Raw genomic sequence first — 23,510 nt, forward strand, 5'->3', positions numbered from 1 at the left:
AGAATATTGGGAGTTGCATCATTTTACACACGGCGGGATGTGTGCGTCACCGTACTGATGCTGTGCAGCGGGCGGCATATAACTATGCCACTGCAACCATCTTGAGGAGAACAATAATGAAGCTATGGACCATGCTGGGCGGCGCAGCACTGGCGCTGGGTGTCAGCGCTTGCGCCAGCAACAAAACGCCCGCCACCGCTGATGTGGCTGTTTCCAACCAGGCCGTTGCTGCTGCCACCAGTGCCGGCGCGGCCGAGCTGGCGCCGGCCGAAATGCAATCGGCGCGCGACAAGCTGATGCGCGCCAACCAGGCGCTGGCGGCCAAGGACTACAAGGCCGCGCAAGACCTGGCCTCGCAAGCGTCGGCCGATGCCCAACTGGCGCAGAGCAAGGCCACCTCGGCCAAGGCCACGATGGCCGCCGACGAGCTGCAACAAAACATCCGCCTGCTGCGTGAAGAGCTGCAGCGCGCCAACGCCACCAGCCAACAATAAGCCCAATAAGCCAACAACAAGCCAAGAATAAAAGGAGCTCATCATGAAAAAATTTGCCCTGATGCCTGCCGCGTTTGCCGTTTCGGTGATGCTTGCCGCCTGCAGCAGCACGCCCACCACCACCAGCCAACTGGACCAGGCGCGCGGCGACTTCATCGCAGCGCAAAACAATCCGTCGGTGGCCGCCAACGCGCCGCTGGAATTCAAGGCCGCTGCCGATGCGCTGGACCGCGCCAACGCCGCCGCCGCGAAAAAGGAAAGCCTGAACGAGATCGACAAGCTGGCCTACATCGCCAAGCAGAAGATCGCCACCGCGCAGGAAGCGGCGCGCGCCAAGCAGGCTGAGGCCGACGTGGCCAACGCCAGCCGCCAGCGCGATGAAATCCGCCTTGAGGCCCGTACTGCCGAAGCCGAGCAGGCGCGCATGAAGGCCGAACGTGCCAAGGCCGAGGCCGACGCGGCACGCGCGCAAGCCGATGCCGCCGCCAATTCGGCGCGCGACGAGGCCGCCAAGAACGCTGCCCTGCAACAGCAACTGGCCGACCTGCAGGCCAAGCAGACCGAGCGCGGCGTCATCATCACCCTGAGCGATGTGCTGTTCAACGTCGACCGTGCCGAGCTCAGCGCGGAAGGCCTGCGCACCGCGCAAAAGGTCGCCGACGTGCTGCTGCAGGAACCACAAAGCGTGGTGCTGGTCGAAGGGTTTACCGACAGTACCGGCACCTCGCAGCACAACCTGGAACTGTCGCAGCGGCGCGCCGAATCGGTGCGTAGCGCACTGATCGGGCTGGGCGTCCCGAGCGGCAAGATCGGCACGCGCGGCTACGGCGAAGCCTATCCGGTGGCCAGCAATGCCGACGCCGGCAGCCGCCAGCTGAACCGCCGGGTGGAGATCGTGCTGTCGCAGAACGGCGCACCGATCGCCAACCGCCGCTAATTTTTCAAAGGAGAAGTCATGGCTGAATCTACCCCAACCGGCATTGATGTCGAAGCCATCCGCGCCGCCGCGCGCAACCTGGAAGACGGCGCGGTCACGGCCGGCTACCAGGGCGACCGGCGCGCCGTGATCCAGATGCTGAACGAGGCACTGGCCACCGAACTGGTGTGCATCATGCGCTACAAGCGGCACTACTACACGGTGGCGGGGCGCGACAATGCCGGCATCAAGGCCGAATTCCTCGAGCATGCGCAACAGGAGCAGGAGCACGCCGACTGGCTGGCCGAACGCATCGTCCAGCTCAACGGCGATCCCGATTTCAATCCGGCAACGTTGCTCGCACGCAGCCATGCCGAGTATGATGCGTCAGAAGACGTACAATCGATGGTGCGGGCCAATCTGATCGCAGAGCGGGTCGCCATTGAGTCGTACCGGCAAATGATCGAACGCATCGGCGACAGCGATCCGACAACACGCCATCTTTTGATCAAGATCATGGCGGTGGAAGAAGAACACGCGGACGATATGCGTGATCTGCTTGACCAATAATGGTTGAGGCAGGGCGCCAGTCTGGCGCCATTTGCGGTACAGTTGCATACCAACAATCACAACAGGAGCTTCATCATGCTGGAACAAAACATCAGTACCGTGAACAACGACGTGAAAACCCTGGTCAAGGATGCCCAGGCCCTGTTCACCGCCGCCACCGCGCTGACCGGTGAGAAAGCCGACGAGCTGCGCGGCCGCGGCATGCGCGCGCTGGACACCGCCCTGGCCAAGGCCCATGAAGCCCAGGTCAGCGCGGTCGCCGCCACCAAGGAAGCGGCCAAGCAGGCCGACGAGTACGTCAAGGAAAATCCGTGGCGTTCGATTGCCCTGGCCGCTGGCGTTGGCCTGTTGGTCGGCGTCATCATCGGCCGTAAGTAAGCTGCCGTGGCGCATGAGGAAGCAAGTCGCCCGCCGGGCTTGATCGCGTCGCTGGGCCTGGTGGTCCGCAACGCGATCGGCCTGTTGCTCAACCGGCTGGAACTGGCCGCGCTGGAGCTGGCGGAGGTGCGCGATCATTTGCTGAAGCTGGTGCTGGTGTTTGCCCTGGCCGTGGTGCTGGGCGGCTTTGCGCTGATCTATGCTTCGGTCACCATCGTGTATCTGGCGTGGGCGGCGATCGGCTGGGTGATCCTGCCCATCATCACCGGGGTGTTCCTGCTGATTGCGATCGGCCTGATTTTCTACGCGCGTTCCGTGCTGCGCAGTGGCAAGCTGTCCTTGCCGGCGACGATGGCGGAACTGAAGTCCGACCGCGACATGCTGCTGTAAGGAGCGACCATGAACAAGCAGGAACAAGCGGCCGCGCTGGCGGCTGAAAAGCAAAAGCTGATCCGCGAGGGCGAGCTGTACCGCATCAAGGTGGTGCACTCGAAAGCGCTGGTAGGGCAGGCGCTGCATCCGGAGGCGCTGTTGCATGGCGCGGTCGAGCATGCGGTGAGCCTGGCGCAGGCGCGGCTGGGCGGCTTGTTGCAGCCCGGCGGCCTGAGCGGCGGCCTGGGCGGCCTCAATTTCAAATCACTGAAATCGCTGATGCCGTATGCGCTGACCATCGGCTCCTTCATCGCGCGCAAGCGCCTGATCAAGCCGGCCATCGCGCTGGCGGTGGTGGCCGGCGCCGGCGTGGCCTGGCTGCTCCGCCACAAGCGCCCGCCGGAAGCGTAGTAAATCAAGGCCGCGTTCATGAGCGGCCTTTTTCTTTAGCGGCTCTGGGCCAGCAATTGCGGAATATTTGCGAGGTCATGCTGGTAGGTGGTCTGCGCTTCTTTCAGGCAGGCGCTGCGCTCGCTCGCAGGGCCTTGCTTGCAGGCCTGCCTGGCTTCGGCCAGTGCAGCGCCGATTTCCTTGCGCAGCGTGCGGGTGCGGGCTGCGTCGGTGGCATCCGGTTGCGACCAGCGGGTCGGCTCTCCCCTGGAGATTTCCTGTCTTTGCAGTGTGGCGTTTTGCTGCGGCGTGGTGTCTTGCGCATGCGCGGCCGACCAAGCCGCGCACACCAGCGCCGCACCGCCGATGAGGCGACGTAGCATGACGTTCTCCTTCTCTAGAGCCTGCCGGTGAGCAGCATGATCAGCAGGATGACGACGATCAGACCGGTAATGCCGCTGGGGGCGTAGCCCCAGTTGCGGCTGTGCGGCCAGGTCGGCAACGCGCCGATCAGGGCCAGCACCAGGATAATCAGAATGATGGTGCCCATGTGGCTCTCCTTGGCTTAGTAACGATACAGGCGGCCGTCGACCAGGCGCACGCGCGCGCCCACCCGCAGGTCATAAATGCTGTCCTGATTGACGATGCGGTAGTCGCCATTGTCCATGCGCACGCTGACCTGGTATTCCTGCGCGGCGTTGCGTTTGTTCTCGACGTTGTTGCCGACCACCGCGCCACCCACGGCGCCGGCCACCGTGGCCGCCGTGCGGCCGCTGCCGGAGCCGACCTGGTTGCCCAGCAAACCGCCGATCAGGCCGCCCGTCACGGCGCCGGCGCCGGAGCTGGCGCGCGGCTGCATCACCTGGATCGATTCGATGGTGCCGTAGCTGGCCGCTTCGTTGTTGACGTAGCCCACTTGCTGCGGTTGCTGGCTGGTGCTGGCGCAGCCGCTGAGAACTGCTACGCCGGCCAGCAGCGCGGCGGCGAAGGTGCTTGAGCGTTTCATGATGGTCTCCTGAAAAAAGTTGTGGCTTCAGCTTAGTCAGCGCATCAGGCCGGGTCTGTGCGCTTCCGCACCTCGCGGGCAGGTGGCGATTTTTGTACGCTACCGTACAGAGGCACTGCGGGACACCGGGTTTAATGACGACATCGGCCAGCCAATGGCTGACAAACCCCATCAAATCCAATAAGGAGAACACCATGAAAATCGCACATAAAATCGCTACCGCCCTGTTCACCGTGTCGCTGCTGGGCGCTGTCACCGGTTGCGCATCGACCTCGACCAAGGAAGGCGCTGGCGAGTATGTCGACGATTCCGTTATCACCACCAAGGTCAAGGCCAGCATCTTCAATGAGCCAACCCTGAAATCGACTGAGATCAATGTCGAAACCTTCAAGGGCACGGTGCAGCTGAGCGGCTTTGTGGCCCAGCCGGAAGATATCGCCAAGGCTGCCGAGATCGCACGCGGCGTGAAAGGCGTGACCAGCGTGAAGAACGATATCCACGTTAAATAAGCCAGCAACGTCCGCATCATGAACCAGCCCGCCGAGGACAGCGCGCAGCGCATTCCGGTCCATGTCCACGCGCGCGGGCTGGCGCTCGGCGTACTGGCCACGGTGGCCTTTCTCTACGCGCTGCAATGGGCGCGCAACTTCCTGGTGCCGCTGGTGCTGGGCATCCTCCTGACTTACATGCTGAGCCCGCTGGTGTGCTGGCTCGAGCGCTTGCGCATACCGCGCCTGGTCGGCGCCACGCTGGTGACGGCCGCCATCCTTGGCGGCTCGGTGCTGGTGATCGACAAGGTGCAGGATGAATTCCAGGCCATCGTCGACGAGCTGCCGACCGCTGGCCACAAACTGTCGCGCCTGCTGTCCGAGCGGCTGCACACGGGCGGCCCCGGCGCACTGCAGCGCATCCGCGACGTTGCCGCCGAACTGCAACAAGCCACCGCAGGCGCGCAGGAAAAACGCGCCACGCGCCGCGCCGCACCGCCGCCGACCCCGGCGCCGGCCGACAATTTCCCGCTGATGAATTGGATCTGGGCCGGCTCGATGGGCGTGCTGGGTTTCCTCAGCCAGGCCACGATGGTGATTTTCCTGATGTTCTTCCTGCTGCTGTCGGGCGACACCTTCAAGCGCAAGCTGGTCAAGCTGACCGGGCCTTCGCTGAGCCGCAAGAAAATCACCATCCACATCCTCGACGACATCAACAGTTCGATCCAGAAGTACATGCTGATGCTGCTGGTGACCAATGCCATGCTGGCCCTGCTGATGTGGGTGGCCTTGCGCTGGATCGGCCTGGAGAACGCCGGCGCCTGGGCCATCGTGGCCGGGCTGCTGCATTTGATGCCTTACTTCGGCCCGCTGCTGATCATGCTGGCGACCGGCGTGGTGGCCTTCCTGCAATTTGAGTCCCTGCAAATGAGCTTGCTGGTGATGGGCGCATCGCTGGCCATCGCCACGCTGGTCGGCACCGTGGTGGCGACCTGGATGACGGGGCGTTTCGCGCGCATGAACGCGGCGGCGGTGTTTGTCAGCCTGCTGTTCTGGGGTTGGCTGTGGGGCGTGTGGGGGCTGCTGCTGGGCGTGCCGCTGATCGTGATCGTCAAGGTGGTGGCCGAGCGTGTCGAAGGCATGGAAGTGGTGGCCGAACTACTTGGGGAGTGATCTCAAGCTGCCCAGCTGCAGCGCATACTGGCGCGCAAACTCGGCGCCGAGGAAAAAGATCTGCGCCGAATAGTACACCCACAGCAGCAGCGCGATCAGCGAACCGGCCGCGCCGAAACTGCCCGCCACGCCGCTATTGCCGATATACGCGCCGATCGCATATTTCCCCAGCGTGAACAGCGCCGCCGTGCCGAGCGCGCCGATAGTGACGTCATGCCACGACAGCCGCACGCGCGGCAGCAGCTTGAAGATCACGCCGAACAGCGCGGCAATCACCGCGAAGCCGATCAGCGCGTTCAGCACCGTCAGCACCACGCCGGCGTCACGCCAGATACTGCCCCAGTATTTTTCCAGCAGCGCCAGGGCGGCGCTGACCACCAGCGACACCATCAGCAGGAAGGCCAGCACCAGCACCATGCCGAACGACAGCAGGCGCGTGCGCACCACGTCCCACAGGTTGCCGCGGGTGAGGGGAGGGACTTGCCAGATGGCGTCGAGGCTGGACTTGAGTTCGGCAAACACGGTGGTAGCGCCAAATAGCAGAAGGCCGCCTGCGACTAGCGTCGCGAGGCGGCCTTCTTCCTTGTTCTGCGCACCGGCCAGCACCAGCTGGATGGCTTCCGCGCCCTGCGTGCCGACCAGGCCGCGCAGCTGCGCAAACAGCTCGCCTTGCGCGGCCTGCGGCCCGTAGAACCAGCCGGCGATCGCCAGCACCAGGACCAGCACCGGCGCCAGCGAGAACAGGGTGTAGAACGCCAGCGCTGCTCCCATACTGCCGCCACGGTGCTCGAACCACTCGGAGACCGTGCACTTCAGCAGCGAGAGCATGGCTGGCGCTACAACTTACTTCACGCGGCGCTCGATGGTGATCTGCTCGACTTCCACGCGGCGGTTAGGCTCGAGGCAGGCGATCAGGTCGGCGCGCTTCTTGTTGTTGCACTGGACCACAGGGTTGGCCTTGCCTTTGCCTTCCGCTTTCAGGCGGCTGGCGGCCACGCCCTTGCCAACCAGGTAGTCCTTGACCGCATTGGCGCGGCGCTCGGACAGTTTCTGGTTGTACTTGTCGCTGCCCAGGCGGTCGGTGTAGCCGGTGATGACCACATTGTCGACGCTCGGGTTGGCGTTCAGCGCGCTGGCGATTTCATCCAGCTGCGGCGTGGTGTCCGCGCTCAGCGTGGCACTGTCAAAGGCGAACAGCTTGGTGGCCGACAGCGTGACTTTCTCGAAGCGTGCTGGCGGTGGTGGCGGCGGCGCGACCGGTGCTGGCGGCGGCGGTGGCGGCGGCGCGACCACTGGCGCTGGCGGCGGCGCCGGCGGGGCCGGGCGTGGCGGCGCGTTGAAGGCGATGTTCAGGCCGACGGTGGCGTAGTAGTTGTTGCTCTTGGTGTGAGGATAGTCGTTGCCACGGAAGCCGTGCACATCGCGCAGGTCGGCCTGCAGGCTGACCATCTCGCTCAGGTCGGCCTGGAAGCCGAGGCCGGCGCTCACATATGGCGAGGTCTTGCGGCGCTCGACGTTGCCGATCAGGTTGCTCTTGTCTTTTTCGGCGCCGATACCGACCAGCACGAAGGGACGGAAGCTCTTGCGCGAGAACAGGTACAGGCCGTCCACGCCCAGCGTTTGCTGCTGGTAGCGCTCACCGTTTTCACGCGAACGCGCGCCGGTGTAGCCGAGCTGGAGATCCCAGTCCTGGTTGAGGGCCTTGCCGACTTTCAGGCCGGCGCCATAGCCGCGTTTGTCGACGCCGAAGTTGTCGTCCGGCTTCATGGCGTTGAGGCTAGGTTGGAGGTACCACGATGGGTTGATGACCGCATCCTGGGCGTGGGCCGCGAACGACGCGCACAGCAGGGCGGCGGCGAGGGCAAGGTTGTTGGTTTTTTTCAAAATAAACTCCCGATTTTATAAAAAGCATTTCTTTTCCAGCAATATTTTTGCCTTGCTGTTGGACCGCAGAATAGGTGTCTTCGTGCGGCCCATCTGTACGATACCGCACTTAAGTTTGCGCTGTATCAAATCCATCACATTTCCTGAAACTTATCCGTTGCACTTTTGTCCCACCTTAAAGCACGGCTAGTCCCAATAATGTTCGTTGCCGCACAGACTAAGACGGGGCAAGCGGGCATTCTGATATTAACGCGATACCGAATTAGTTAAAGGAGTGTTCCCATGCATGCTGCCAGCAAACAACAAACTTTGGTCCAGAACGAGATGAAAGCCTCGCCGGAGATGCAAGCCACCACTTCGCGCCTGACGCTGATGGAGCGCTCGACGCCGGCGCCGCTGGACCGCAAGCCGGGCTTGTCGATGGCCTCGATCGAGCGCGTGCGCTCCACCTCGGCCACTCTGCGCCGCATTGAAAACATGCAAAAGCTGATCGCCGAGCTGACCCAGCACGAAATGCTGGCCGACGAAATCGCCTGGTTCCTGAAGTTTTCGCCGTCCGGCGCCCGCAAGTACATCCGCGACCTGCGCGAAGCCGGCGTGATCGAACTGTCGCGCTACGTCGAAGGCACGGCCACCTACCTCGGCAAGGCGGTCTACCAGCTGACGCCGGACCCGGAACGGATTGCCGCCTTCCTCGCCGCCATCGCCCAGCCGAAGCGCGAAGGTGCGCCGCCGCGCAAGGAGCGTCCAGGCCTGCGTGAACAGGCGATGGCCGGCAGCGGCCGCCATTTCCACATCCTGGCCGACGACACCCATTACGCCATCCGCGTCAATCGCGGCCCGGTGATGCGCGATCCGCTGGTGGCCGCCTTGTTCGGTTTGCCGATGTCGCAGCAAAAAGCGGAATAATCCGATAAGCCAGTGCGCCGCAGGGGTATGATGTTTGCGTATTGAAATGCAAACATGCAACCCCAACTATTCCGTCAAGACATTACACGGATGGCGGCACATGGAAGCTTTGCTCTGGATAGGCCTCACGGCGCTGCTGATCGCAGCGCCTTTTCTGTACCCGCGCTGGCGCTTGCAGCGCGTGCTGGCCCAGCCTTTGCCGCCTGCGGCGGAAGCCGTGCTGCAGCGGAATATCCCAGTCTATAAACGCATGAGCCCGGACCTGCAGCAGCAGCTGCGGCGCATGGTGGTGCAGTTCCTGCACCAGAAAAAATTCATCGGTTGCGAAGGGCTGGAGGTGACGGACGAAATGGCCGTCACCATCGCCGGCCAGGCATGCATGCTGCTGCTGAACCGCCCGAGCAAGGTGTATCCGGCCTTGCACACCATCCTGGTGTATCCGAGCGAATTCGTGGCGCAGCGTGCCGACGTGGGGCCGGGCGGGGTGATTACGCCGGGCCGGCAGAGCATGCTGGGCGAGTCCTGGGACGACGGTCGCGTAGTGCTGTCGTGGGACAATGTGCGCCGGGGCGCGGCCGACTGGACCGACGGCCACAACGTGGTGCTGCACGAGTTCGCGCACCAGCTGGACAGCGAATCGGGCCGCGCCAACGGCGCGCCTTACCTCGGTCATCCCGACAGCTACCGTGTATGGTCGGAAGTGCTGTCGCGCGACTATCAAAACCTGCGCATGCATGCCATGTACCGCCAGCACACGGTGATGGATCACTACGGCGCCACCAATCCGGCCGAATTCTTCGCCGTCGCCACCGAGACCTTCTTCGAGAAACCGTATCAAATGGCCGAGCACCACGCCGAGCTGTACGCGGAATTCCGCAAGTATTACCGCGTCGATCCGCGTGAATGGATGTCGGCGCCGCTACCGCCCCCACCGGAACCATCGCCGTACGCCACCATCGCTGGCTGGTGAGCAAGACCTGCTGCCACACGTAATTTGTATTTTTGCTACTGGCCAGCAAAAGCCGTTCTTGCAAGTTAGAAAACATGGGAATATTTGATCTGCACCAATGGTGCGATGCGTCAAATCCCCCCCTAGCTTGCAGGAGAATATGATGAATTTGCGTTCGTCTTTGGCTTTGCTGTCTCTCGCGTTTGGCTGCGCGCACGCAGCCAGTTCATTGCCGGGCTTTGCCGCCGACCCCGGTGGGACCTCGGTCTCCGGGCTGTCGTCCGGCGCCTTTATGGCAGTGCAATATCAAGTGGCCTATTCCAGCGAAGTGGTGGGCTCCGGCATCGTCGCCGGCGGGCCGTACTATTGCGCCGCCGGGCTGGTGATGAATGCCGGCATTTGCATGGGCTCGGTGCCGTTCGTGGCACCGAATCCCTACCTGATGGTGGGCGCGGCCCAGACTTATGCCGGCCTCAACCTGATCGACCCGCTCAGCAACCTGGCCAAGGACCGCATCTACGTGTTCAGCGGCACCAAGGATACGGTGGTGTACCAGAAGGCGGTGGACGCCACGGTGGGCTTCTTCAAGGAAGCCGGTGTGCCGGCCGCCAACCTGCAATACGTGAACTCGCTGCCGGCCGGCCATGCGCTGATCACGCCGTCGTTCGGCAATCCCTGCCCGGACAACAAGTCGCCCTACATCAGCCACTGCGCGCTGTCCGCCAGGGACTATGACCAGCCGGCGGAAATCCTGGCCCATATCTACGGTCCGCTCAATCCGCGCGCGGTGACGCGCAGCGGCCAGCTGATCGCCTTCAAGCAGAGCGAGTTCGGAACCTCGGCCATCAGCATGGCCGACGAGGCCTATGTCTACGTGCCGGCCAATTGCCAGCAGGGCGGCTGCAAGGTGCACGTGGCCTTCCACGGCTGCAAGCAGTCGGCCGAATCGGTGAAGGATGATTTCTACAACAAGAGCAGCTACAACGACTGGGCCGACAGCAATCGCCTGATCGTGCTGTATCCGCAGGTGAACAAATCGCCGGTGGTGCCGTTCAATCCGGAGGGCTGCTGGGATTGGTTCGGCTACACCGGCGCGCTGTACGCCACCAAGAGCGGGCCGCAGATCCAGGCCATCCGCGCCATGATCCAGCGCCTGACGTCGCCGGTGTCGACGCAGGTGGCGTCGGCACAGTAGTCGGCACAGTAGTCGGCACAGTAAGCGCATCCTTGCGCGCAAGGAGGGCGCAAACTCGGGCATAATCGCAGAGGGCAGCCGCTGCAGCGAGGCTATCGTGATGCAATTCGAAGAGTTTGATTCGCTTTCCACCGCCAGCGCGCGGCCGGCGCCGGCCAGCGCGGCGTCGCCGCTGGTGCGTCTGCAGTATTTGGTCGACAACACGCCGGCCATCATTTACTGCACCGTGCCCAGCGGCGACTTCAAGATGACGTTTGTCAGCAACAACGCTTACAACGTCCTCGGCTACCGGCCCGAGCAGATGGTGGCCGATCCGAATTTCTGGTTCGACCACATCCATCCCGAAGACGCGCCTCAGATCTTTTCCAGCCTGGCGCTGGTGTTCACCGAGGGCCAGCGCGCCTACGAGTACCGCTTCCGCATCCACGACGGCAGCTATCTGTGGATGCACGACACGCTGCGCCTGATCCGCGACGAGCACGGCGCGCCGCTCGAAGTGATCGGCTCGCTGACCGACATCACCGTGCGCAAGCGCATGGAGGAAGCCTTGCAGGCCAAGGGCGAGGAACAGCAGCAGCTGATCGCCCAGCTGCGCAGCGCCCACGAGCAGTTGCTGCAGTCGGAAAAGATGGCCTCGATCGGCCAGCTGGCGGCCGGCATCGCGCACGAGATCAACAACCCGGTGGGCTTCGTCAATTCCAACATGGGCTCGCTGAAGAATTATGTCGGCACGCTGCTGGGCGTGATCGAGCAGTACGAGCAGGCGGCCGCGCCGCACCCGGCGCTGACGGCGCAGCTGGCGCAATTGCGGCGCCAGGCCGACCTTGAATTCCTCAAGGAAGACGTGACCGATCTGGTGCGCGAATCGATGGACGGGCTCAAGCGGGTCAAGGACATCGTCCAGGCCCTCAAGGATTTTTCCCATGTCGGCGAGACCGAGTGGCAGGTGGCCGACCTGCACCAGGGGCTGGACAGCACGCTCAACATCGTCAGCAACGAGATCAAGTACAAGGCCAGGGTCGACAAGCACTACGGCGTGCTGCCGCCGGTCACCTGCCTGGCCTCGCAGCTGAACCAGGTGTTCATGAATTTGCTGGTGAACGCGGCCCACGCCTTGCAGGCGCAGGGCGTGATCACCCTGCGCACCGGCGCCGCCGACGGCTGGGTGTGGGTGGAGGTGGGCGACAACGGCGTCGGCATCGCGCCGGAAAACCTGAACCGCATCTTCGAACCGTTCTTCACCACCAAGCCGGTCGGCAGCGGCACCGGGCTCGGGCTGTCGCTGTCGTATGGCATCGTGCACCGCCACGGCGGCCGCATCGAGGTGGCCTCGGTGCTGGGGCAGGGCACGCGCTTTACCGTGCACTTGCCGGTCCAGCCGCCGGGCGCCTAAAGGATCACCGAACCGTCGGCGTCGCGCCGCACCTGCAGCAGGCCCGGCTCTTCCGCTTCGAGCCGCCGCGCTTCCTGTTCCTGCGGCGTCGGCGCCGGGCGCTGCGCCAGCGCCTGCCGCACATTGCGTTCCAGCTCGGCCGCGTCCCACGGCTTGCTCATGAAGCGGAACGCGCCGGCCTGGTTGATGGCGCTGATCAGCGTGCCATATTCGGTCGAGGCGCTCAGCATGATGCGCACGGTGTTTGGCGCCACCTCCTTGAGCACTTGCAGCAGTTCGCCGCCGGTCATCTGCGGCATCATGTAGTCGCAAATCACCAGGTCGAAATCGACCGCGCAGATGCGCTCCAGCGCCTGGTAGGGATTGACGTAGCTTTCGATCTGCGGCGGCGCGGCGGCGAACATTTGCAGCAGCGCGCGCTGCAAGGCGGCCAGCACATTGGCGTCGTCGTCGATCAGCAGGATCTTGCTCATGAACTTTCCCTCGGATTGCGCACCCAGATCGCCAGCCGGCTGCCGCTCTTGGTTTCGAAGTCCTGCACCTGCTGGATCATGCGCGCGTCCAGCACGTGGTCGACGGTCAGCAGCATCAGGCCGTCGCGGCTGACCAGGTCGCGCGCCAGCACCATGCCGGGCAGCAGTTCGCCGGACAGCACTTCCACCCCGGCGCCGGGCTCGGCGGTGTCGTCGATCAGCTGGCGGAACGCCGCCACCACGTGCGGGTCGTAGCGCTTGCCGCCGGCGTCAAGGATCAGCGACTTGGCCTCGTCGGCGCGCAGATGGCGCTGCACCATCGCGCCCTGCTGCAGGTTGTAGTAGTCGGCCGCCAGCGCCAGGATGCGGGCGCCGAGCGGGATCGCCAGCCCGGCCAGTCCGTCCGGGAATCCCTGGCCGTCGAAGCGCTCGAGCTGGCAGCGCAGGATGGCGGCGCTGCCGCGCAAGTCTTCCAGCGGCATCAGCAGTTCCTCGGCGCGCACCGGGTGCTTGCGGAAGCGCGCCAGCGCCTCGCCGCGCAGCAGGGTCAGCGGGGTTTGCAGCAGTTCGTCGCTGAAGCCGATCTTGCCGATGTCGTGCAGCAGGGCGGCGATGAACACGTCCTGCGCCTCGCGCCCCTCCAGCCCGAGCCGGGCGGCCAGCTGGCGCGCCAGCTCGGCCACCTGGCGCGCGTGGCCGGGCTGGTTGTGGGCGCGCAGCTCGATCATGCTGGAGAAGATCTTGATGGTGGTGACGAAGTTGTGCTTGAGCTTGGCGTTGGCGGCCACCGTGGCCTCGTGCTCGGCCTTGAGCTGGCGCGTGCGCGCCTCGACCTTGGCCTCGAGGTCCTGGTTGAGCGCCTTGAGTTCCTCGTTCTGGCGCTGGGTCAGCGCTTCCAGCCGCTGCTTGTCCTGTTCCAGCTGGCGCCGTTCCAGCGCATGGCGCACCAGCAGCAGCATGTCGCCGTCTTCCCACGGCTTGGTGATGTAGCGGTAGATCTCGCCGTTGTTGATGGCGTCCTGGATCGACTGGATGTCGGAATAGCCGGTCAGCAGCAGGCGCACGGTGTCGGGCCAGCGCTGGCGCACCTGGGCCAGGAACTGGGCGCCGTTCATTTCCGGCATGCGCATGTCGGAGATCACCAGGTCGACCGCTTCCTGCTCCAGCAGCGCCAGCCCGGCGGCGCCGCTCTCGGCCAGCAGCACGCGGTAGCCGGCCGGCCGGAACACCCGCCGCAACGCCGACAGGATGTTGGCCTCGTCGTCCACGCACAGCACGGTGGCCTGCGGGGCGGCGTCGTCCAGCGGCGCTTGCAGCACGCTGCTCATGGCGCCTCCGCCACGCTCTGGTCCTGGCGCACCGGCAGCCGCACGCGGAAGCGGCTGCCGGCGCCGGGCGCGGTGTCGACCTCGAAGCGGCCGCCGTGCTTGCGCACGATGCCGTAGGCCAGCGACAGGCCCAGCCCGGTGCCCTGGCCGACCGCCTTGGTGGTGAAGAAGGGATCGAAGATGCGCGCCAGCGTGTCGGGCGCGATGCCGCTGCCGGTGTCGGCCACTTCGAACCAGACCTCGCCGTCGCCCTCGGTCCCGGTGCGCACCGTGATGCGGCCGCGCTGCTCGCCGATGGCGTGGGCGGCGTTGACCACCAGATTCATCACCACCTGGTTGATTTGCAGCGGCAGGCACTGGATGTCGGGAATCGCGCCGTATTCCTTGACCACGTCGGCCTTGTACTTGACCTCGTTGCTGACGATGTTGAGGGTGGAGTCGATGCCGCGATGCAGATTGGCCCACACCCATTCCTGGTTGGTGTCGACGCGCGAGAAATCCTTCAAGTCCTGCACGATGTGGCGCACCCGCACGATGCCTTCGCGCGATTCGGCCATCAGCGCCGGCACGTCCTGGCGCAGGTAGTCGAGGTCGATCTGCTCGCGCTGCGCGCGCAGCGCGGCGGCCACGGCCGGGGCGGCCTCCGCCAGCGCCGGCTCGGCCTGCTGGTAGGCGTCGAGCATCTGGAACAGCTGGTCGAGATAGCCTTGCAGGGTGCTGAAATTGGAAAAGATGTAGCCGACCGGGTTGTTGATTTCGTGCGCCACCCCGGCCGCCAGCTGGCCGATCGAGGCCAGCTTGTCGGCCTGCACCAGCTGCTGCTGGGCGCGCGAGAGCTTGTCGTTCAACTCGGTCAGTTCGAGGTTGCTGCGGCGCAGTTCGGCCTCGGCCTGATGGCGCTGGCGTATGTCTTCCTGCAACTGCTCGTTCATGTCGGCCAGCTGGGCGGTGCGCTTGTCGACCAGGTGTTCGAGGTTGTCGTAGGCGCGCCGCAGCGCGTTTTCCGCCACCCGCCGCTCGGTGACGTCGCGCAGCGTTTCGATCGCGCCGACCACCCGCCCGGCGCTGTCGCGCAGCGGCGCGGCGGTGAAGTGCAGCCAGTGGCCGCCGGCGCCGAGGTTGGGGAAGAAGTCCTCGGCCTCGTAGGCGCCGGGGATCAGGGTCGAGGCGTGGTATTTGCCGGCGTAGTGCTGCTCCAGCTGCGCGTTCTGGCCGTTGACGATCAGGTCGGCCAGCACCGGGCGCTGGCGCTGATAGAACGCTTGCCAGTGGTGGTCGGTGCCGATCATCTCGGTCTTGCTCCAGCCCAGCAGGTGCTCGCAGGCGCGGTTCCAGTGGGTGACCTGGTGGCGCGCGTCGATGGCGAAGGTGGCCACCGGGTGGCCCTCGAAAAATTCCGACAGCGCCACCTCGCTGTGGGCGGCGTCAAGGTGGGTGGGGGTGGGGGCGTGGGCGCTCATGGGGTCAGCATCTGGCACATGTCGTGGTACATTTTTTCGCTCTCCTGGAAGGTGCGCGCGCAGGCCACCGTGCTCAGGTCGAGCGCCTGCCAGGCCGGCAGCGACAGCGGCGGCGCCTGGTCGTCGTCCTGCTCGGCCAGGTCGAGCGCGTGCGCCAGCGCATTGGCCAGGTGCACCAGCGTGGCCAGCGGCAGCGCCGTGCCCGGCGGCGCCGGCGGCGGCGCCTGGTGGTGGTGCGCCACGGCGGCCTGGATCGCCGGCGGGAATTTCCAGTGCGCGGCCAGCGCCGCCCCCACCGCCGCGTGGTCGAGGCCGAACACGGCCTGCTGGGCGGTGGCGTCCATGCAGTCGTGCTGGCGCTGGTAGGCGACCGCCTGCTGGTACTGCGCCGGGTAGCGGGTGGCCAGCACCAGCGTGCCGAGGTCGTGCAGCAGGCCGGCGGTGAAGGCGGTGTCCGGGCTGATACGGCAGTGCGGCGCCAGCACGCGCGCGCACACCGCGCTGGCGATGGCGTGGCGCCAGAACACGTTGAAGTCCAGTCCGCTGGCCGGCGCCGGCTGGAAGCTGCCGGTGACGGCGCAGGCGGTCACCAGCGTGCGGATGCTGTGGAAGCCCAGCACCGAGATCGCCTGCTGGATGGTGGTGACCTTGGACGGCATGCCGTAGAACGAGGAATTGGCCAGCCGCAGGGTCTTGGCGGTGAGCGCCTGGTCGAGGGTGATGCGGGTGGCCAGCGCGTGGGCGTCGAGGTCTTCCTGGTCGATGCTGGCCAGCAGTTCGCTGACCACCGCCGGCAGCGAGGGCAGGTCGTGCACGGCGCGGATGACGTCGTCGGCGTTCATACCTGCTCCATGCGGTAGACGCGCAGCTGGGCCAGCAGCGCCTGGCTGCCGCCATAGTCCGCGCAGTGGCGGAACAGATGCTCCAGCCGTTGCAGGCGCAGCGCCCGCGCCCGCGCCAGCGCTTCCGGGTCGGGCGCGTCCTCCTCGGTCCAGACCACGCAGCGCTCGACGCCGCGCCGGCGCAGCGCGGCCAGCACTGGCGCGGTCAGCGCGGCGTCCTGCGGCAGCAGCACGCTGCCGTTGGCGTCGAGCAGGGCGTCGGCCAGCGTCATGCCGGCGGCGGCATGGTCGAGGTCGATCTCATTGCGCTTACTGGCCTTACTGGCGCTCATCATCGCTGTCCTCCATCAAGCTTAGGGTAATCAGGCTGCCGCGCGAGGCCGACACCGCGCCCATCGGCGCGTTGCGCACAGCGTAGCGCCGGCCGCCGATCCGGGTCTGGTGGCGGCCATCCGGGGCGGCGCCGCCGGCGCCGAACAGCTCGGGCAGCACATGCTCGGCCGCGCAGCCGAGCAAGCCGCCGTGCTGCCGGAACAGGCTGGCGCCGGCGGCGTTGATGAAGGCGATCATGCCGGCATCGTCGAGGCCGATCACCGGCAGCGGCAGTTGCTGCAGCACGTCGCGCGCCACGCCGAGGCTGATTTCGTCGCGGCTGATCTGGCGCTGCTTTTCCTGCAGCAGCTGTTCCATGCGGCGGTTGGCGGCCGCCAGTTCGAGGTTGGCGGTACGCACCTCAAGGTGCAGGCGCTGGTTGTCGTCGGCGATTTCCTTGACGCGGAAGGCGTCGGCGATGTGGCTGCGCAGCTGTTCGTCGTCCCACGGCTTGGTGAGGAATTTGTAGATCGCGCCCTCGTTGACGGCGTCAGTCACCGACTGCAGTTCGGTATAGCCGGACAGCATGATGCGGATGGTGTCGGGCGCCAGCTCGCGCGCCTTGCGCAGGAAGTCGGCGCCCAGCATGCCCGGCATGCGCTGGTCGGAGACGATCACGTCGACCTGCTGCTGCGCCAGGATCTCCAGCCCCTGCGGGCCGTCGTTGGCGGTGTGGATCTGGTACTGCTCGCCGCGCAGCAGGCGCTTGAGCGCGGCCAGGATATTCGGCTCGTCGTCGACCAGCAGCAAGCGGCGCGGCGGCTTGTGCATGCGCAGCAGGTGCGGCGGCAGGCACGGCGCCCCGGCCAGCCACTGCTGCAGCGCGCCGGCGGCCATCGGCTGGGCGAAGAAATAGCCCTGGATCTGGTCGCACATATTGCGGCGCAGGAAGTCGCACTGGCCCTCGGTCTCCACGCCTTCGGCCACCACGTTCATGCCGAGATGGTGGGCCATCGCGATGATGCTTTGCGACATGGCGGCGTCGCTGCTGCTGCTGACCACGTCGCGGATGAACTCGGCATCGATCTTGATGGCGTCGAACGGATAGCGTTTCAGGCTGCTGAGCGAGGCGTGGCCGGTGCCGAAGTCGTCCAGCGTCAGGCACAGGCCGCGCTGCTTGAAGCCGGCCAGCACTTCATCGCAGCGGGCGCCGGCCTCGGTCAGGGCGGCCTCGGTGATCTCCAGGCTGAGCGCGTCGGCCGCCAGCCCGTGCCGGTCCAGCGTGGCCGCCACCTCGGCGCCGAAGCCGGGCGCGAGGAACTGGCTGGCGTCGACATTGATGGCCACCTTCAGGTGCGGACGGCCGCTGTGGCGCCAGCTGTGCAGGTCGCCGCAGGCCTGGCGCAGCACCCACAGGCCAACCGCCGCCATCTGGCCGGAGGCCTCGGCCTGCGGCAGGAAATCCTGCGCCGTCAGCAATCCCAGCGTGGGATGGCGCCAGCGCACCAGCGCCTCCAGGCTGACCACGGCCCCGCTTCGCAGGTCGACCAGCGGCTGGTACAGCAGCAGCAACTGGTCCTGTGCCAGGGCCAGCGCCAGCGCGGCAGTGAAGTGCGTGCCTGCAGGCTGCTCAAAACTGGACGGTGGCGAGAGCTGGTGCATTGACGCTCCTTGCAGGAGACTAGCCGGCCTGGAGTGACCGCTTAGGCCGATTATAGAACCAGCCTTGTTGTTTTGGTCACACCGTTCGACATTTTCGCCGTCGTGCGCAAACGTACGGAAACACCGTCCAACAGCAGCGATACTGATGTCAACTCAGACTGGGAGAACATCATGAGCACCATTATCGCCGGGCATTTTCAGTTGCAAGATGAAATCGCCAATGCGCGACAGGCACTGCTGGACGCCGGCTTTGCCGACTCGCGCATCAGCGCGTTCTACGTCAATCCGCCGGGGCAGCACGGCGTGTATGCCTATGGCGGCGACCATGCGGTCTCGCCCGGCGCGCGCGCCAGCGACGAGGGCGTGGTGCAGGGCGGTGCGGCCGGGGCGGTGGCTGGCGCGGCGGTCGGCGCCGCCACCATCCCGCTGACCGGGCCGGTGGGGCCGGTGGTGGGCGCCTTGGTCGGGGCCCACGTCGGCTCGCTGTACAGCCTGCACAAAATGAAGGAGGCCGGCGAGCCCGACAAGGACGGCAGCAATTTGCAGCCGCCGCGCAAGTCGGGCATGCTGATCGCCGTGGCGGCCGAGGATGCGGCGCACGCGCAGCGCGCGCTGGAAGTGTTGCGGCAGCTCGGCGCCGCCGACATCGAGCGCGCCGAGGGCAGCATCAGCGGCGGCGACTGGAGCGATTTCGACCCGAATGCGCTGCCGGTGCCGGCCTGAGGGCGGAGCGCATCGGGCAACAGTGTCGGCCTGTTATCTCTCTTTAGTCGCGCGCTGTTGCTTATCCGAGACGAAGGCTGCGCGCTGAGCAATTTTCGGTATGATAGTCGCTAAACACCAACCGAAGCGTGGGAGGCGGCAATGACACAGGCATGGCTAGTGCTCACTCGTCCGGACGGGCGCAATGTGACGGCGCCGTCCGAGGCCCAGATGGCGTCCGCGCTGGCCGATATCTACGGCGGCAAGATCGTCGCTGCCGATGGCGGCCCCGGCAGCGCAGTGCTGCGCTTCGGCTACGATGATGGTTTGATGTACGAGATGGAAATCTCGACCGGCGGCGCGGTGCGCTTTGCCGAATGGTCGGACCGCGATTGCGAAATCGCGCTGGCCTCGCCGCGCACCATGACGGTGGCGGCCCAGGCCGATGCCCTGCAGCTGTGGCGCCTGATGGCGCAGCGGCAGGTGGCGAAGATCCGCAGCCAGCCCTGGCTGTCCGATGATTAACGATGGCTAGCGTCCGTGCTGTTCCAGCCGGGTCTGGCACTTGATGCAGAAGCGGGCCTCGGGCCGCGCGTTCAGGCGCGAGTAGCCGATCGGCTCGCCGCAATGTTCACATAATCCATAACTCTGTTCGCTGAACTTGGCCAGCGCGTGGCGCACGATGTCCAATTGACGCGCCGTGTGCCCGGCCGCCTCGTGCACGGCGGCGTGCAGCGTGCGCTGGCTGGCGTTGTCGGCCGGCGAGGCTTCGGCCACGTGCGGCAGCGGCTGGCGCAGGTCGGTGCTGCGATCGAGGTCATCCGCCAACTGGCTGAGCAAGGCTGTGCTGGCACGCTCGAGGCGCGCCTGCAGGGCTTGCCATTGCTGATCGTCCAGTCCGTTCATGCGTTGGTTGTACTCCTTACCGCATTGGACTGGCGCGCGGCAGAATCGTTCTACAGCGCGTCGAGATGGTGCTTGATTTTTTCCAGCGGGGCCAGCACGTGGTCCGGTTTGCCGGTGGCAATGGCGGCGGCCAGCGACAGCAGCTCGGCGCTGAAGTCCAGCAGATCCTTGAAATGGTTGATCTTGTCGATCGCGGCCTGGGCGCGTTCGGTCACGGCCAGCAGCTGCAGCTGGGCGGCGTCCAGGCCGGCAGCGGCCAGGTGGGCGGCGTCGAGATACAGGCTGTCGGCCTGGGTGCGCAGGGCGATCTCATTGTCGAACAGCGCTTGCGTTTGCTCGCGCGGCGTGCCGGCGCGGATCGCCTTCATCAACTGCACGTGCAGGGCGTTGGCGCTGGCCGACAGGCGGTCAGCCAGGGCTTCGATATCGGTGGCCTGGGTCATGGCGTCTCCGGATCAGGGTTGCGGGGGAAGTTGCGCCACCAGCGCGCGGTGCTTCTGCTCGATGGCGTCCAGGTTCTTGCGCGCCAGCGTAGTGCGCAGGCCGGCCAGCCGGTACTCCTTGCTCTTCTCCTGCTGCTGCACGCGCGACAGGGCCAGCAGCAGGCGGTCACGCTGCGGATCGAGATAGGGGATTTCCGTTTCCAGCATGCCCAGCACCGTGCGCGCTTCATTGTCGCTGGTCTTGTCGTACAGGCGCAGCAGGGTGCGCATGGCGTCCAGCAGTTCCTGCACCGGCTGGTTGCCTTCGCGCAGGATATCGTTGACCGCCTGTTCCTGCAGCGGCCGCGTGACGCCGCGCGCGATCAGGCGGGTGAGGCCGGCGAAGGCGTTGACGTGGCGGTCTTCGAGGCCAGAGTCGGGCCAGGCCTTGATGCCGCCGCCGATATTCTTGACCTGATCTTCCAGATCGTACTGGCTGTCGCCGGCCAGCTTGCCCAGCGTTTGCATATACGCTTGCAGGCCGGTGTGCAGCTTGGCGAAATCGTCGCAGGCTTGCTGACGGCGGGCGTCGAGCTGCTGCTCGCTGGCGTTGGCGGCGGGGGAGAGGAAGGGCTGCTCGCGCTGGTAAGTGTAGCGGTAGCGCTCGGTCAGCTCGTGATAGGCGCCGAGCTTGGGCGAGTCGGCGGCGAAGGCGCGCACCTCGGCCATGCGCGGAGTGCTGCTGGCGCAGCCGGTGAGGATGGCCAGCAAGCCGAGGATGAAGAACAGGCGGGACAGTTTCATGGGCACTCCACAGTTGGTGGGACGATTGTTGCCGGTTGTGAACTCCTGTGTGTTGCGCGAGCGCAGACTAAGTGGTCAGCGTCTGTCGCCAGCTCAGACCGGCTTCGGTGCCGGCGGCCGGGATGTATTCGCAGCCGAGCCAGCCGTCGTAGCCGAGCTGGTCGATGAAGGCGAACAGGTGGCGGTAATTGATCTCGCCGGTGCCCGGCTCGTGGCGGCCGGGCGTGTCGGCGACCTGCATGTGCTTGATGAGCGGCAGGTTGGCCTTGATGGTGTTGGACAGCTCGCCCTCCATGCGCTGCATGTGATAGATGTCGTACTGCAGGAACAGATTGGGGCAGGCCGCTTCGCGGATGATCTCGATGGCCTGGGCGCTGCGGTTGAGGAAATAGCCGGGCATGTCGTAGTGATTGATCGGCTCGATCAGCAGATTGATGCCGTGCGGCTGCAGCTGCTGGGCGGCGTAGCGCAGATTCTCGATGTACGTAGCGCGCGCCAGCTCGGTGCTGACGCCGGGCGGCAGCTTGCCGGCCATGCAGTGCAGCTGCGTGACGCCAAGCGCGGCGGCATACGCCAGCGCGGTAGCGACGCCGCTACGGAATTCATCGATGCGATGCGGATCGCAAGCCATGCCGCGTTCGCCGGCATCCCAGTCGCCGGGAGGCAGGTTGAACAGGACCAGCTTGAGTTGAAATTGCTTGAGCAGCGCCGCGATCTGGCCGGGCTCGTAAGCGTAAGGGAAGAGAAACTCAACCGCCTCAAAGCCGGCCTGTCGGGCGCGGGCGAAGCGATCGAGGAACGGCGCGTCGGAAAACAACATCGACAGGTTGGCGGCGAATTGGGGCATGAAGGATAGCGGACTGTGGTTGAGCCGCTATCCTAATCCAAATGCCGGATTGCTGGCGCGTTTATCGGCCGCGACCACCCGAGCGGTGCTGGGCCGCGGAGCGCGGCGCACCTCCGCCCGCGTTGCCGCTGCGCGGCGCGCCGCCACCATTGCCGCCGGTACGCGGTGCACCACCGCCACCGTTGCCGCCGGCCGAGCGTGGCTTGTTGCCGCCGCCATTGCCGCCGCCATTGCCGCCGCCAGCATTGCGCGGTGCGCCGCCCGAACGGCCGCCACCACCGCCGTTGCGATGGCCAGGGCCACCACTACGCAGCTGGATCGGCTGCGCACGTGCGCTTGGATCCGGTTCGAAGCCCGGGATCACGTCACGCGGCAAGGTCTGCTTGATCAGCTTTTCGATGTCCTTCAACATCTGATGCTCGTCCACGCACACCAGCGATACCGCTTCGCCGGTGGCGCCGGCGCGGCCGGTACGGCCGATACGGTGCACATAGTCTTCCGGCACGTTCGGCAGGTCGTAGTTGACCACGTGCGGCAGCTGGTCGATGTCGATGCCGCGCGCGGCGATGTCAGTGGCCACCAGCACTTGCAGCTTGTTGTCCTTGAATTCGGACAGCGCCTTGGTGCGCGCCGACTGGCTCTTGTTGCCGTGGATGGCCATCGCGCCGATGCCGTCTTTTTCCAGCTGTTCCACCAGCTTGTTGGCGCCATGCTTGGTGCGGGTGAAGACCAGCACCTGGTGCCAGTTATTCGATTTGATCAGGTGCGCCAGCATCGGGTGTTTCTTGTCGCGGTCCACCGGGTGGATTTTCTGCGCGATGACTTCCACCGTCGAGTTGCGGCGCGCCACTTCGATGGTGGCCGGCTTGTCCAGCAGGCCGTCGGCCAGCGCCTTGATCTCGTCCGAGAAGGTGGCCGAGAACAGCAGGTTCTGGCGCTTCGGCGGCAGCTTGGCCAGCACTTTGCGGATGTCGCGGATGAAGCCCATGTCGAGCATGCGGTCGGCTTCGTCCAGCACCAGGATTTCAATCTTCGTCAGGTCGACCGTGCCCTGGTCCATGTGGTCCAGCAGACGGCCCGGCGTCGCCACCAGGATGTCGATGCCGTGTTTCAGCTGCTTGATCTGCGGGTTGATGCCGACGCCGCCAAAGATCACGGCCGAGTTCAGGTTGGTGTATTTGCCGTACACCCGCACGCTTTCCTCGACCTGGGCCGCCAGTTCGCGGGTCGGGGTCAGGATCAGGGCGCGGATCGCGCGCGGCGATTTATTGCTGGTCAGCTTGCTGCCGACCGCGTCGGTCGACAGGCGGTGCAGCAGCGGCAGGGTGAAGCCTGCCGTCTTGCCGGTGCCGGTTTGTGCGCCTGCCAGCAGGTCGCCGCCGTTCAGCACGGCAGGGATCGCCTGCTGCTGGATAGGAGTAGGCGAGGTGTAGCCGGTTTCGGCTACAGCGCGGACGAGGGCTTCGGACAAACCGAGGGTAGAGAATGACATAGTAATTCGATAATTCAGTCGAGGATTCTTGGTTTGCGGCATCGGACTGAGCGGTGTCGCAACTTTCAGTATAGCATCTTGTTTCAACAAGGAAATAAAAAAAAGGGAGCATTTGCTCCCTAATCTTGCATCGAGCTGTCAGG

The 23,510-nt window shown here is 65.4% G+C and carries 30 protein-coding genes; 14 read left to right on the forward strand and 16 right to left on the reverse strand.

Translation table 11 applies throughout. From position 1 onward, the window contains the following. Positions 1-116: 116 nt before the first annotated feature. From BMZ70_RS00750 to BMZ70_RS00775, 6 genes are all read left to right on the forward strand, one after another. A complete protein-coding gene (locus tag BMZ70_RS00750) occupies positions 117-494 on the forward strand; it encodes a DUF4398 domain-containing protein (RefSeq protein ID WP_229205236.1) in 378 nt (125 codons plus the stop codon). 43 nt (positions 495-537) lie between these two features. Next, positions 538-1,431 carry an OmpA family protein gene (locus BMZ70_RS00755; protein WP_092268736.1) on the forward strand — a complete coding sequence of 298 codons (894 nt, stop codon included), beginning with the start codon at positions 538-540 and terminating at the stop codon, positions 1,429-1,431. Between the two features lie 18 nt (positions 1,432-1,449). After that, positions 1,450-1,980, forward strand: coding sequence for a ferritin-like domain-containing protein (locus BMZ70_RS00760; RefSeq protein WP_092268738.1), 531 nt, complete (start codon positions 1,450-1,452; stop codon positions 1,978-1,980). Between the two features lie 75 nt (positions 1,981-2,055). Continuing rightward, positions 2,056-2,358, forward strand: coding sequence for an ElaB/YgaM/YqjD family protein (locus BMZ70_RS00765; protein ID WP_092268740.1), 303 nt, complete (start codon positions 2,056-2,058; stop codon positions 2,356-2,358). A gap of 6 nt (positions 2,359-2,364) precedes the next feature. Continuing rightward, complete coding sequence (locus tag BMZ70_RS00770) at positions 2,365-2,748, forward strand: phage holin family protein (RefSeq protein ID WP_229205237.1); 384 nt, start codon at positions 2,365-2,367, stop codon at positions 2,746-2,748. 9 nt (positions 2,749-2,757) lie between these two features. Further along, entirely contained in the window at positions 2,758-3,141 is a 384-nt protein-coding gene (locus tag BMZ70_RS00775; RefSeq protein ID WP_092268744.1) for a hypothetical protein, read from the forward strand. A 35-nt stretch (positions 3,142-3,176) separates the two neighbouring features. Here the strand turns inward: BMZ70_RS00775 and BMZ70_RS00780 are convergent, their stop codons facing one another. From BMZ70_RS00780 to BMZ70_RS00790, 3 genes are read right to left on the reverse strand one after another with little or no spacing between them, the layout of a single operon-like run. Then, positions 3,177-3,503, reverse strand: a complete 327-nt coding sequence (locus BMZ70_RS00780; RefSeq protein ID WP_092268746.1) for a hypothetical protein — start codon at positions 3,501-3,503, stop codon at positions 3,177-3,179. 14 nt (positions 3,504-3,517) lie between these two features. Beyond that, entirely contained in the window at positions 3,518-3,670 is a 153-nt protein-coding gene (locus tag BMZ70_RS00785) for a DUF3309 domain-containing protein (protein ID WP_090192273.1), read from the reverse strand. Positions 3,671-3,685: 15 nt separating this feature from the next. After that, positions 3,686-4,126 carry a glycine zipper 2TM domain-containing protein gene (locus BMZ70_RS00790; protein WP_092268748.1) on the reverse strand — a complete coding sequence of 147 codons (441 nt, stop codon included), beginning with the start codon at positions 4,124-4,126 and terminating at the stop codon, positions 3,686-3,688. 194 nt (positions 4,127-4,320) lie between these two features. Between BMZ70_RS00790 and BMZ70_RS00795 the strand changes: the two genes are divergently transcribed. Next, positions 4,321-4,635 carry a BON domain-containing protein gene (locus BMZ70_RS00795; protein ID WP_092268750.1) on the forward strand — a complete coding sequence of 105 codons (315 nt, stop codon included), beginning with the start codon at positions 4,321-4,323 and terminating at the stop codon, positions 4,633-4,635. An 18-nt stretch (positions 4,636-4,653) separates the two neighbouring features. After that, positions 4,654-5,787, forward strand: coding sequence for an AI-2E family transporter (locus BMZ70_RS00800; RefSeq protein WP_092268752.1), 1,134 nt, complete (start codon positions 4,654-4,656; stop codon positions 5,785-5,787). On the opposite strand, the gene BMZ70_RS00805 is transcribed toward BMZ70_RS00800, so the two are convergent. After that, positions 5,773-6,615, reverse strand: coding sequence for a YihY/virulence factor BrkB family protein (locus BMZ70_RS00805; protein ID WP_092268754.1), 843 nt, complete (start codon positions 6,613-6,615; stop codon positions 5,773-5,775). The two genes, BMZ70_RS00800 and BMZ70_RS00805, sit on opposite strands and share 15 nt — an antisense overlap. A gap of 15 nt (positions 6,616-6,630) precedes the next feature. Continuing rightward, positions 6,631-7,671 carry an OmpA family protein gene (locus tag BMZ70_RS00810; RefSeq protein WP_092268755.1) on the reverse strand — a complete coding sequence of 347 codons (1,041 nt, stop codon included), beginning with the start codon at positions 7,669-7,671 and terminating at the stop codon, positions 6,631-6,633. A 324-nt stretch (positions 7,672-7,995) separates the two neighbouring features. On the opposite strand from BMZ70_RS00810, the gene BMZ70_RS00815 reads away from it, so the two are divergent. The 4 genes from BMZ70_RS00815 (at position 7,996) to BMZ70_RS00830 (ending at position 12,117) form a co-directional block, all read left to right on the forward strand. Continuing rightward, positions 7,996-8,580 carry a winged helix-turn-helix domain-containing protein gene (locus tag BMZ70_RS00815; protein WP_092277371.1) on the forward strand — a complete coding sequence of 195 codons (585 nt, stop codon included), beginning with the start codon at positions 7,996-7,998 and terminating at the stop codon, positions 8,578-8,580. Between the two features lie 100 nt (positions 8,581-8,680). Next, positions 8,681-9,550, forward strand: coding sequence for a M90 family metallopeptidase (locus BMZ70_RS00820; RefSeq protein ID WP_092268757.1), 870 nt, complete (start codon positions 8,681-8,683; stop codon positions 9,548-9,550). A 139-nt stretch (positions 9,551-9,689) separates the two neighbouring features. After that, positions 9,690-10,724 (forward strand): extracellular catalytic domain type 2 short-chain-length polyhydroxyalkanoate depolymerase, encoded by a 1,035-nt coding sequence (locus BMZ70_RS00825; protein WP_373922453.1) that lies wholly within the window; start codon positions 9,690-9,692, stop codon positions 10,722-10,724. A gap of 100 nt (positions 10,725-10,824) precedes the next feature. Further along, positions 10,825-12,117 carry an ATP-binding protein gene (locus BMZ70_RS00830; protein WP_092268772.1) on the forward strand — a complete coding sequence of 431 codons (1,293 nt, stop codon included), beginning with the start codon at positions 10,825-10,827 and terminating at the stop codon, positions 12,115-12,117. Here the strand turns inward: BMZ70_RS00830 and BMZ70_RS00835 are convergent. Genes BMZ70_RS00835 through BMZ70_RS00860 form a run of 6 tightly spaced genes read right to left on the reverse strand, consistent with a single transcriptional unit; the run spans position 12,114 to position 18,194 of the window. Beyond that, complete coding sequence (locus tag BMZ70_RS00835) at positions 12,114-12,590, reverse strand: response regulator (protein ID WP_092268774.1); 477 nt, start codon at positions 12,588-12,590, stop codon at positions 12,114-12,116. The genes BMZ70_RS00830 and BMZ70_RS00835 overlap by 4 nt on opposite strands. Continuing rightward, complete coding sequence (locus BMZ70_RS00840; protein WP_092268776.1) at positions 12,587-13,918, reverse strand: response regulator c-di-GMP phosphodiesterase, NosR family; 1,332 nt, start codon at positions 13,916-13,918, stop codon at positions 12,587-12,589. The genes BMZ70_RS00835 and BMZ70_RS00840 overlap by 4 nt, the downstream gene beginning before the upstream one ends. Next, positions 13,915-15,378 (reverse strand): ATP-binding protein, encoded by a 1,464-nt coding sequence (locus tag BMZ70_RS00845; RefSeq protein WP_092268778.1) that lies wholly within the window; start codon positions 15,376-15,378, stop codon positions 13,915-13,917. Before BMZ70_RS00845 ends, BMZ70_RS00840 begins: the two co-directional genes overlap by 4 nt. Next, positions 15,375-16,220: an HDOD domain-containing protein gene (locus BMZ70_RS00850; RefSeq protein WP_092268780.1), complete on the reverse strand. Its 846-nt coding sequence runs from the start codon at positions 16,218-16,220 to the stop codon at positions 15,375-15,377. The genes BMZ70_RS00845 and BMZ70_RS00850 overlap by 4 nt, the downstream gene beginning before the upstream one ends. Next, positions 16,217-16,555, reverse strand: coding sequence for a hypothetical protein (locus BMZ70_RS00855; protein WP_092268782.1), 339 nt, complete (start codon positions 16,553-16,555; stop codon positions 16,217-16,219). The genes BMZ70_RS00850 and BMZ70_RS00855 overlap by 4 nt, the downstream gene beginning before the upstream one ends. Next, positions 16,539-18,194: an EAL domain-containing protein gene (locus BMZ70_RS00860; protein WP_092268784.1), complete on the reverse strand. Its 1,656-nt coding sequence runs from the start codon at positions 18,192-18,194 to the stop codon at positions 16,539-16,541. The genes BMZ70_RS00855 and BMZ70_RS00860 overlap by 17 nt, the downstream gene beginning before the upstream one ends. Positions 18,195-18,365: 171 nt before the next feature. Between BMZ70_RS00860 and BMZ70_RS00865 the strand changes: the two genes are divergently transcribed. Further along, on the forward strand, positions 18,366-18,917 hold the full coding sequence (locus BMZ70_RS00865) for a glycine zipper domain-containing protein (protein ID WP_092268786.1): 552 nt from the start codon (positions 18,366-18,368) through the stop codon (positions 18,915-18,917). Between the two features lie 141 nt (positions 18,918-19,058). Beyond that, a complete protein-coding gene (locus BMZ70_RS00870; protein WP_092268788.1) occupies positions 19,059-19,421 on the forward strand; it encodes a hypothetical protein in 363 nt (120 codons plus the stop codon). 6 nt (positions 19,422-19,427) lie between these two features. Here the strand turns inward: BMZ70_RS00870 and BMZ70_RS00875 are convergent, their stop codons facing one another. The 5 genes from BMZ70_RS00875 to BMZ70_RS00895 all read right to left on the reverse strand — a co-directional run bounded on the left by BMZ70_RS00875 (position 19,428) and on the right by BMZ70_RS00895 (position 23,367). Then, complete coding sequence (locus tag BMZ70_RS00875; protein WP_092268790.1) at positions 19,428-19,802, reverse strand: TraR/DksA family transcriptional regulator; 375 nt, start codon at positions 19,800-19,802, stop codon at positions 19,428-19,430. 50 nt (positions 19,803-19,852) lie between these two features. Further along, entirely contained in the window at positions 19,853-20,245 is a 393-nt protein-coding gene (locus tag BMZ70_RS00880; RefSeq protein ID WP_092268792.1) for a hypothetical protein, read from the reverse strand. Positions 20,246-20,257: 12 nt separating this feature from the next. Next, entirely contained in the window at positions 20,258-21,028 is a 771-nt protein-coding gene (locus BMZ70_RS00885; RefSeq protein ID WP_092268794.1) for a hypothetical protein, read from the reverse strand. A 67-nt stretch (positions 21,029-21,095) separates the two neighbouring features. Then, positions 21,096-21,875, reverse strand: coding sequence for a hydroxypyruvate isomerase (gene hyi, locus BMZ70_RS00890; protein WP_092268796.1), 780 nt, complete (start codon positions 21,873-21,875; stop codon positions 21,096-21,098). Between the two features lie 61 nt (positions 21,876-21,936). Continuing rightward, on the reverse strand, positions 21,937-23,367 hold the full coding sequence (locus BMZ70_RS00895) for a DEAD/DEAH box helicase (RefSeq protein WP_092268798.1): 1,431 nt from the start codon (positions 23,365-23,367) through the stop codon (positions 21,937-21,939). Between the last annotated feature and the right edge of the window lie 143 nt (positions 23,368-23,510).

Origin of the sequence: Duganella sp. CF402 (assembly GCF_900109645.1) — a bacterium.
GTDB lineage: Bacteria > Pseudomonadota > Gammaproteobacteria > Burkholderiales > Burkholderiaceae_D > Rugamonas.

Excerpts from the sequence above, each read along its gene's own strand:
- BMZ70_RS00750 (WP_229205236.1), top strand. The coding sequence starts at position 117 with ATGAAGCTATGGACCATGCTGGGCGGCGCAGCACTGGCGCTGGGTGTC.
- BMZ70_RS00755 (WP_092268736.1), top strand. The coding sequence starts at position 538 with ATGAAAAAATTTGCCCTGATGCCTGCCGCGTTTGCCGTTTCGGTGATG.
- BMZ70_RS00760 (WP_092268738.1), top strand. The coding sequence starts at position 1,450 with ATGGCTGAATCTACCCCAACCGGCATTGATGTCGAAGCCATCCGCGCC.
- BMZ70_RS00765 (WP_092268740.1), top strand. The coding sequence starts at position 2,056 with ATGCTGGAACAAAACATCAGTACCGTGAACAACGACGTGAAAACCCTG.
- BMZ70_RS00775 (WP_092268744.1), top strand. The coding sequence starts at position 2,758 with ATGAACAAGCAGGAACAAGCGGCCGCGCTGGCGGCTGAAAAGCAAAAG.
- BMZ70_RS00780 (WP_092268746.1), bottom strand. The coding sequence starts at position 3,503 with ATGCTACGTCGCCTCATCGGCGGTGCGGCGCTGGTGTGCGCGGCTTGG.
- BMZ70_RS00785 (WP_090192273.1), bottom strand. The coding sequence starts at position 3,670 with ATGGGCACCATCATTCTGATTATCCTGGTGCTGGCCCTGATCGGCGCG.
- BMZ70_RS00790 (WP_092268748.1), bottom strand. The coding sequence starts at position 4,126 with ATGAAACGCTCAAGCACCTTCGCCGCCGCGCTGCTGGCCGGCGTAGCA.
- BMZ70_RS00795 (WP_092268750.1), top strand. The coding sequence starts at position 4,321 with ATGAAAATCGCACATAAAATCGCTACCGCCCTGTTCACCGTGTCGCTG.
- BMZ70_RS00800 (WP_092268752.1), top strand. The coding sequence starts at position 4,654 with ATGAACCAGCCCGCCGAGGACAGCGCGCAGCGCATTCCGGTCCATGTC.
- BMZ70_RS00805 (WP_092268754.1), bottom strand. The coding sequence starts at position 6,615 with ATGCTCTCGCTGCTGAAGTGCACGGTCTCCGAGTGGTTCGAGCACCGT.
- BMZ70_RS00815 (WP_092277371.1), top strand. The coding sequence starts at position 7,996 with ATGAAAGCCTCGCCGGAGATGCAAGCCACCACTTCGCGCCTGACGCTG.
- BMZ70_RS00820 (WP_092268757.1), top strand. The coding sequence starts at position 8,681 with ATGGAAGCTTTGCTCTGGATAGGCCTCACGGCGCTGCTGATCGCAGCG.
- BMZ70_RS00825 (WP_373922453.1), top strand. The coding sequence starts at position 9,690 with ATGATGAATTTGCGTTCGTCTTTGGCTTTGCTGTCTCTCGCGTTTGGC.
- BMZ70_RS00830 (WP_092268772.1), top strand. The coding sequence starts at position 10,825 with ATGCAATTCGAAGAGTTTGATTCGCTTTCCACCGCCAGCGCGCGGCCG.
- BMZ70_RS00835 (WP_092268774.1), bottom strand. The coding sequence starts at position 12,590 with ATGAGCAAGATCCTGCTGATCGACGACGACGCCAATGTGCTGGCCGCC.
- BMZ70_RS00840 (WP_092268776.1), bottom strand. The coding sequence starts at position 13,918 with ATGAGCAGCGTGCTGCAAGCGCCGCTGGACGACGCCGCCCCGCAGGCC.
- BMZ70_RS00845 (WP_092268778.1), bottom strand. The coding sequence starts at position 15,378 with ATGAGCGCCCACGCCCCCACCCCCACCCACCTTGACGCCGCCCACAGC.
- BMZ70_RS00850 (WP_092268780.1), bottom strand. The coding sequence starts at position 16,220 with ATGAACGCCGACGACGTCATCCGCGCCGTGCACGACCTGCCCTCGCTG.
- BMZ70_RS00855 (WP_092268782.1), bottom strand. The coding sequence starts at position 16,555 with ATGATGAGCGCCAGTAAGGCCAGTAAGCGCAATGAGATCGACCTCGAC.
- BMZ70_RS00860 (WP_092268784.1), bottom strand. The coding sequence starts at position 18,194 with ATGCACCAGCTCTCGCCACCGTCCAGTTTTGAGCAGCCTGCAGGCACG.
- BMZ70_RS00865 (WP_092268786.1), top strand. The coding sequence starts at position 18,366 with ATGAGCACCATTATCGCCGGGCATTTTCAGTTGCAAGATGAAATCGCC.
- BMZ70_RS00870 (WP_092268788.1), top strand. The coding sequence starts at position 19,059 with ATGACACAGGCATGGCTAGTGCTCACTCGTCCGGACGGGCGCAATGTG.
- BMZ70_RS00875 (WP_092268790.1), bottom strand. The coding sequence starts at position 19,802 with ATGAACGGACTGGACGATCAGCAATGGCAAGCCCTGCAGGCGCGCCTC.
- BMZ70_RS00880 (WP_092268792.1), bottom strand. The coding sequence starts at position 20,245 with ATGACCCAGGCCACCGATATCGAAGCCCTGGCTGACCGCCTGTCGGCC.
- BMZ70_RS00885 (WP_092268794.1), bottom strand. The coding sequence starts at position 21,028 with ATGAAACTGTCCCGCCTGTTCTTCATCCTCGGCTTGCTGGCCATCCTC.
- hyi (WP_092268796.1), bottom strand. The coding sequence starts at position 21,875 with ATGCCCCAATTCGCCGCCAACCTGTCGATGTTGTTTTCCGACGCGCCG.
- BMZ70_RS00895 (WP_092268798.1), bottom strand. The coding sequence starts at position 23,367 with ATGTCATTCTCTACCCTCGGTTTGTCCGAAGCCCTCGTCCGCGCTGTA.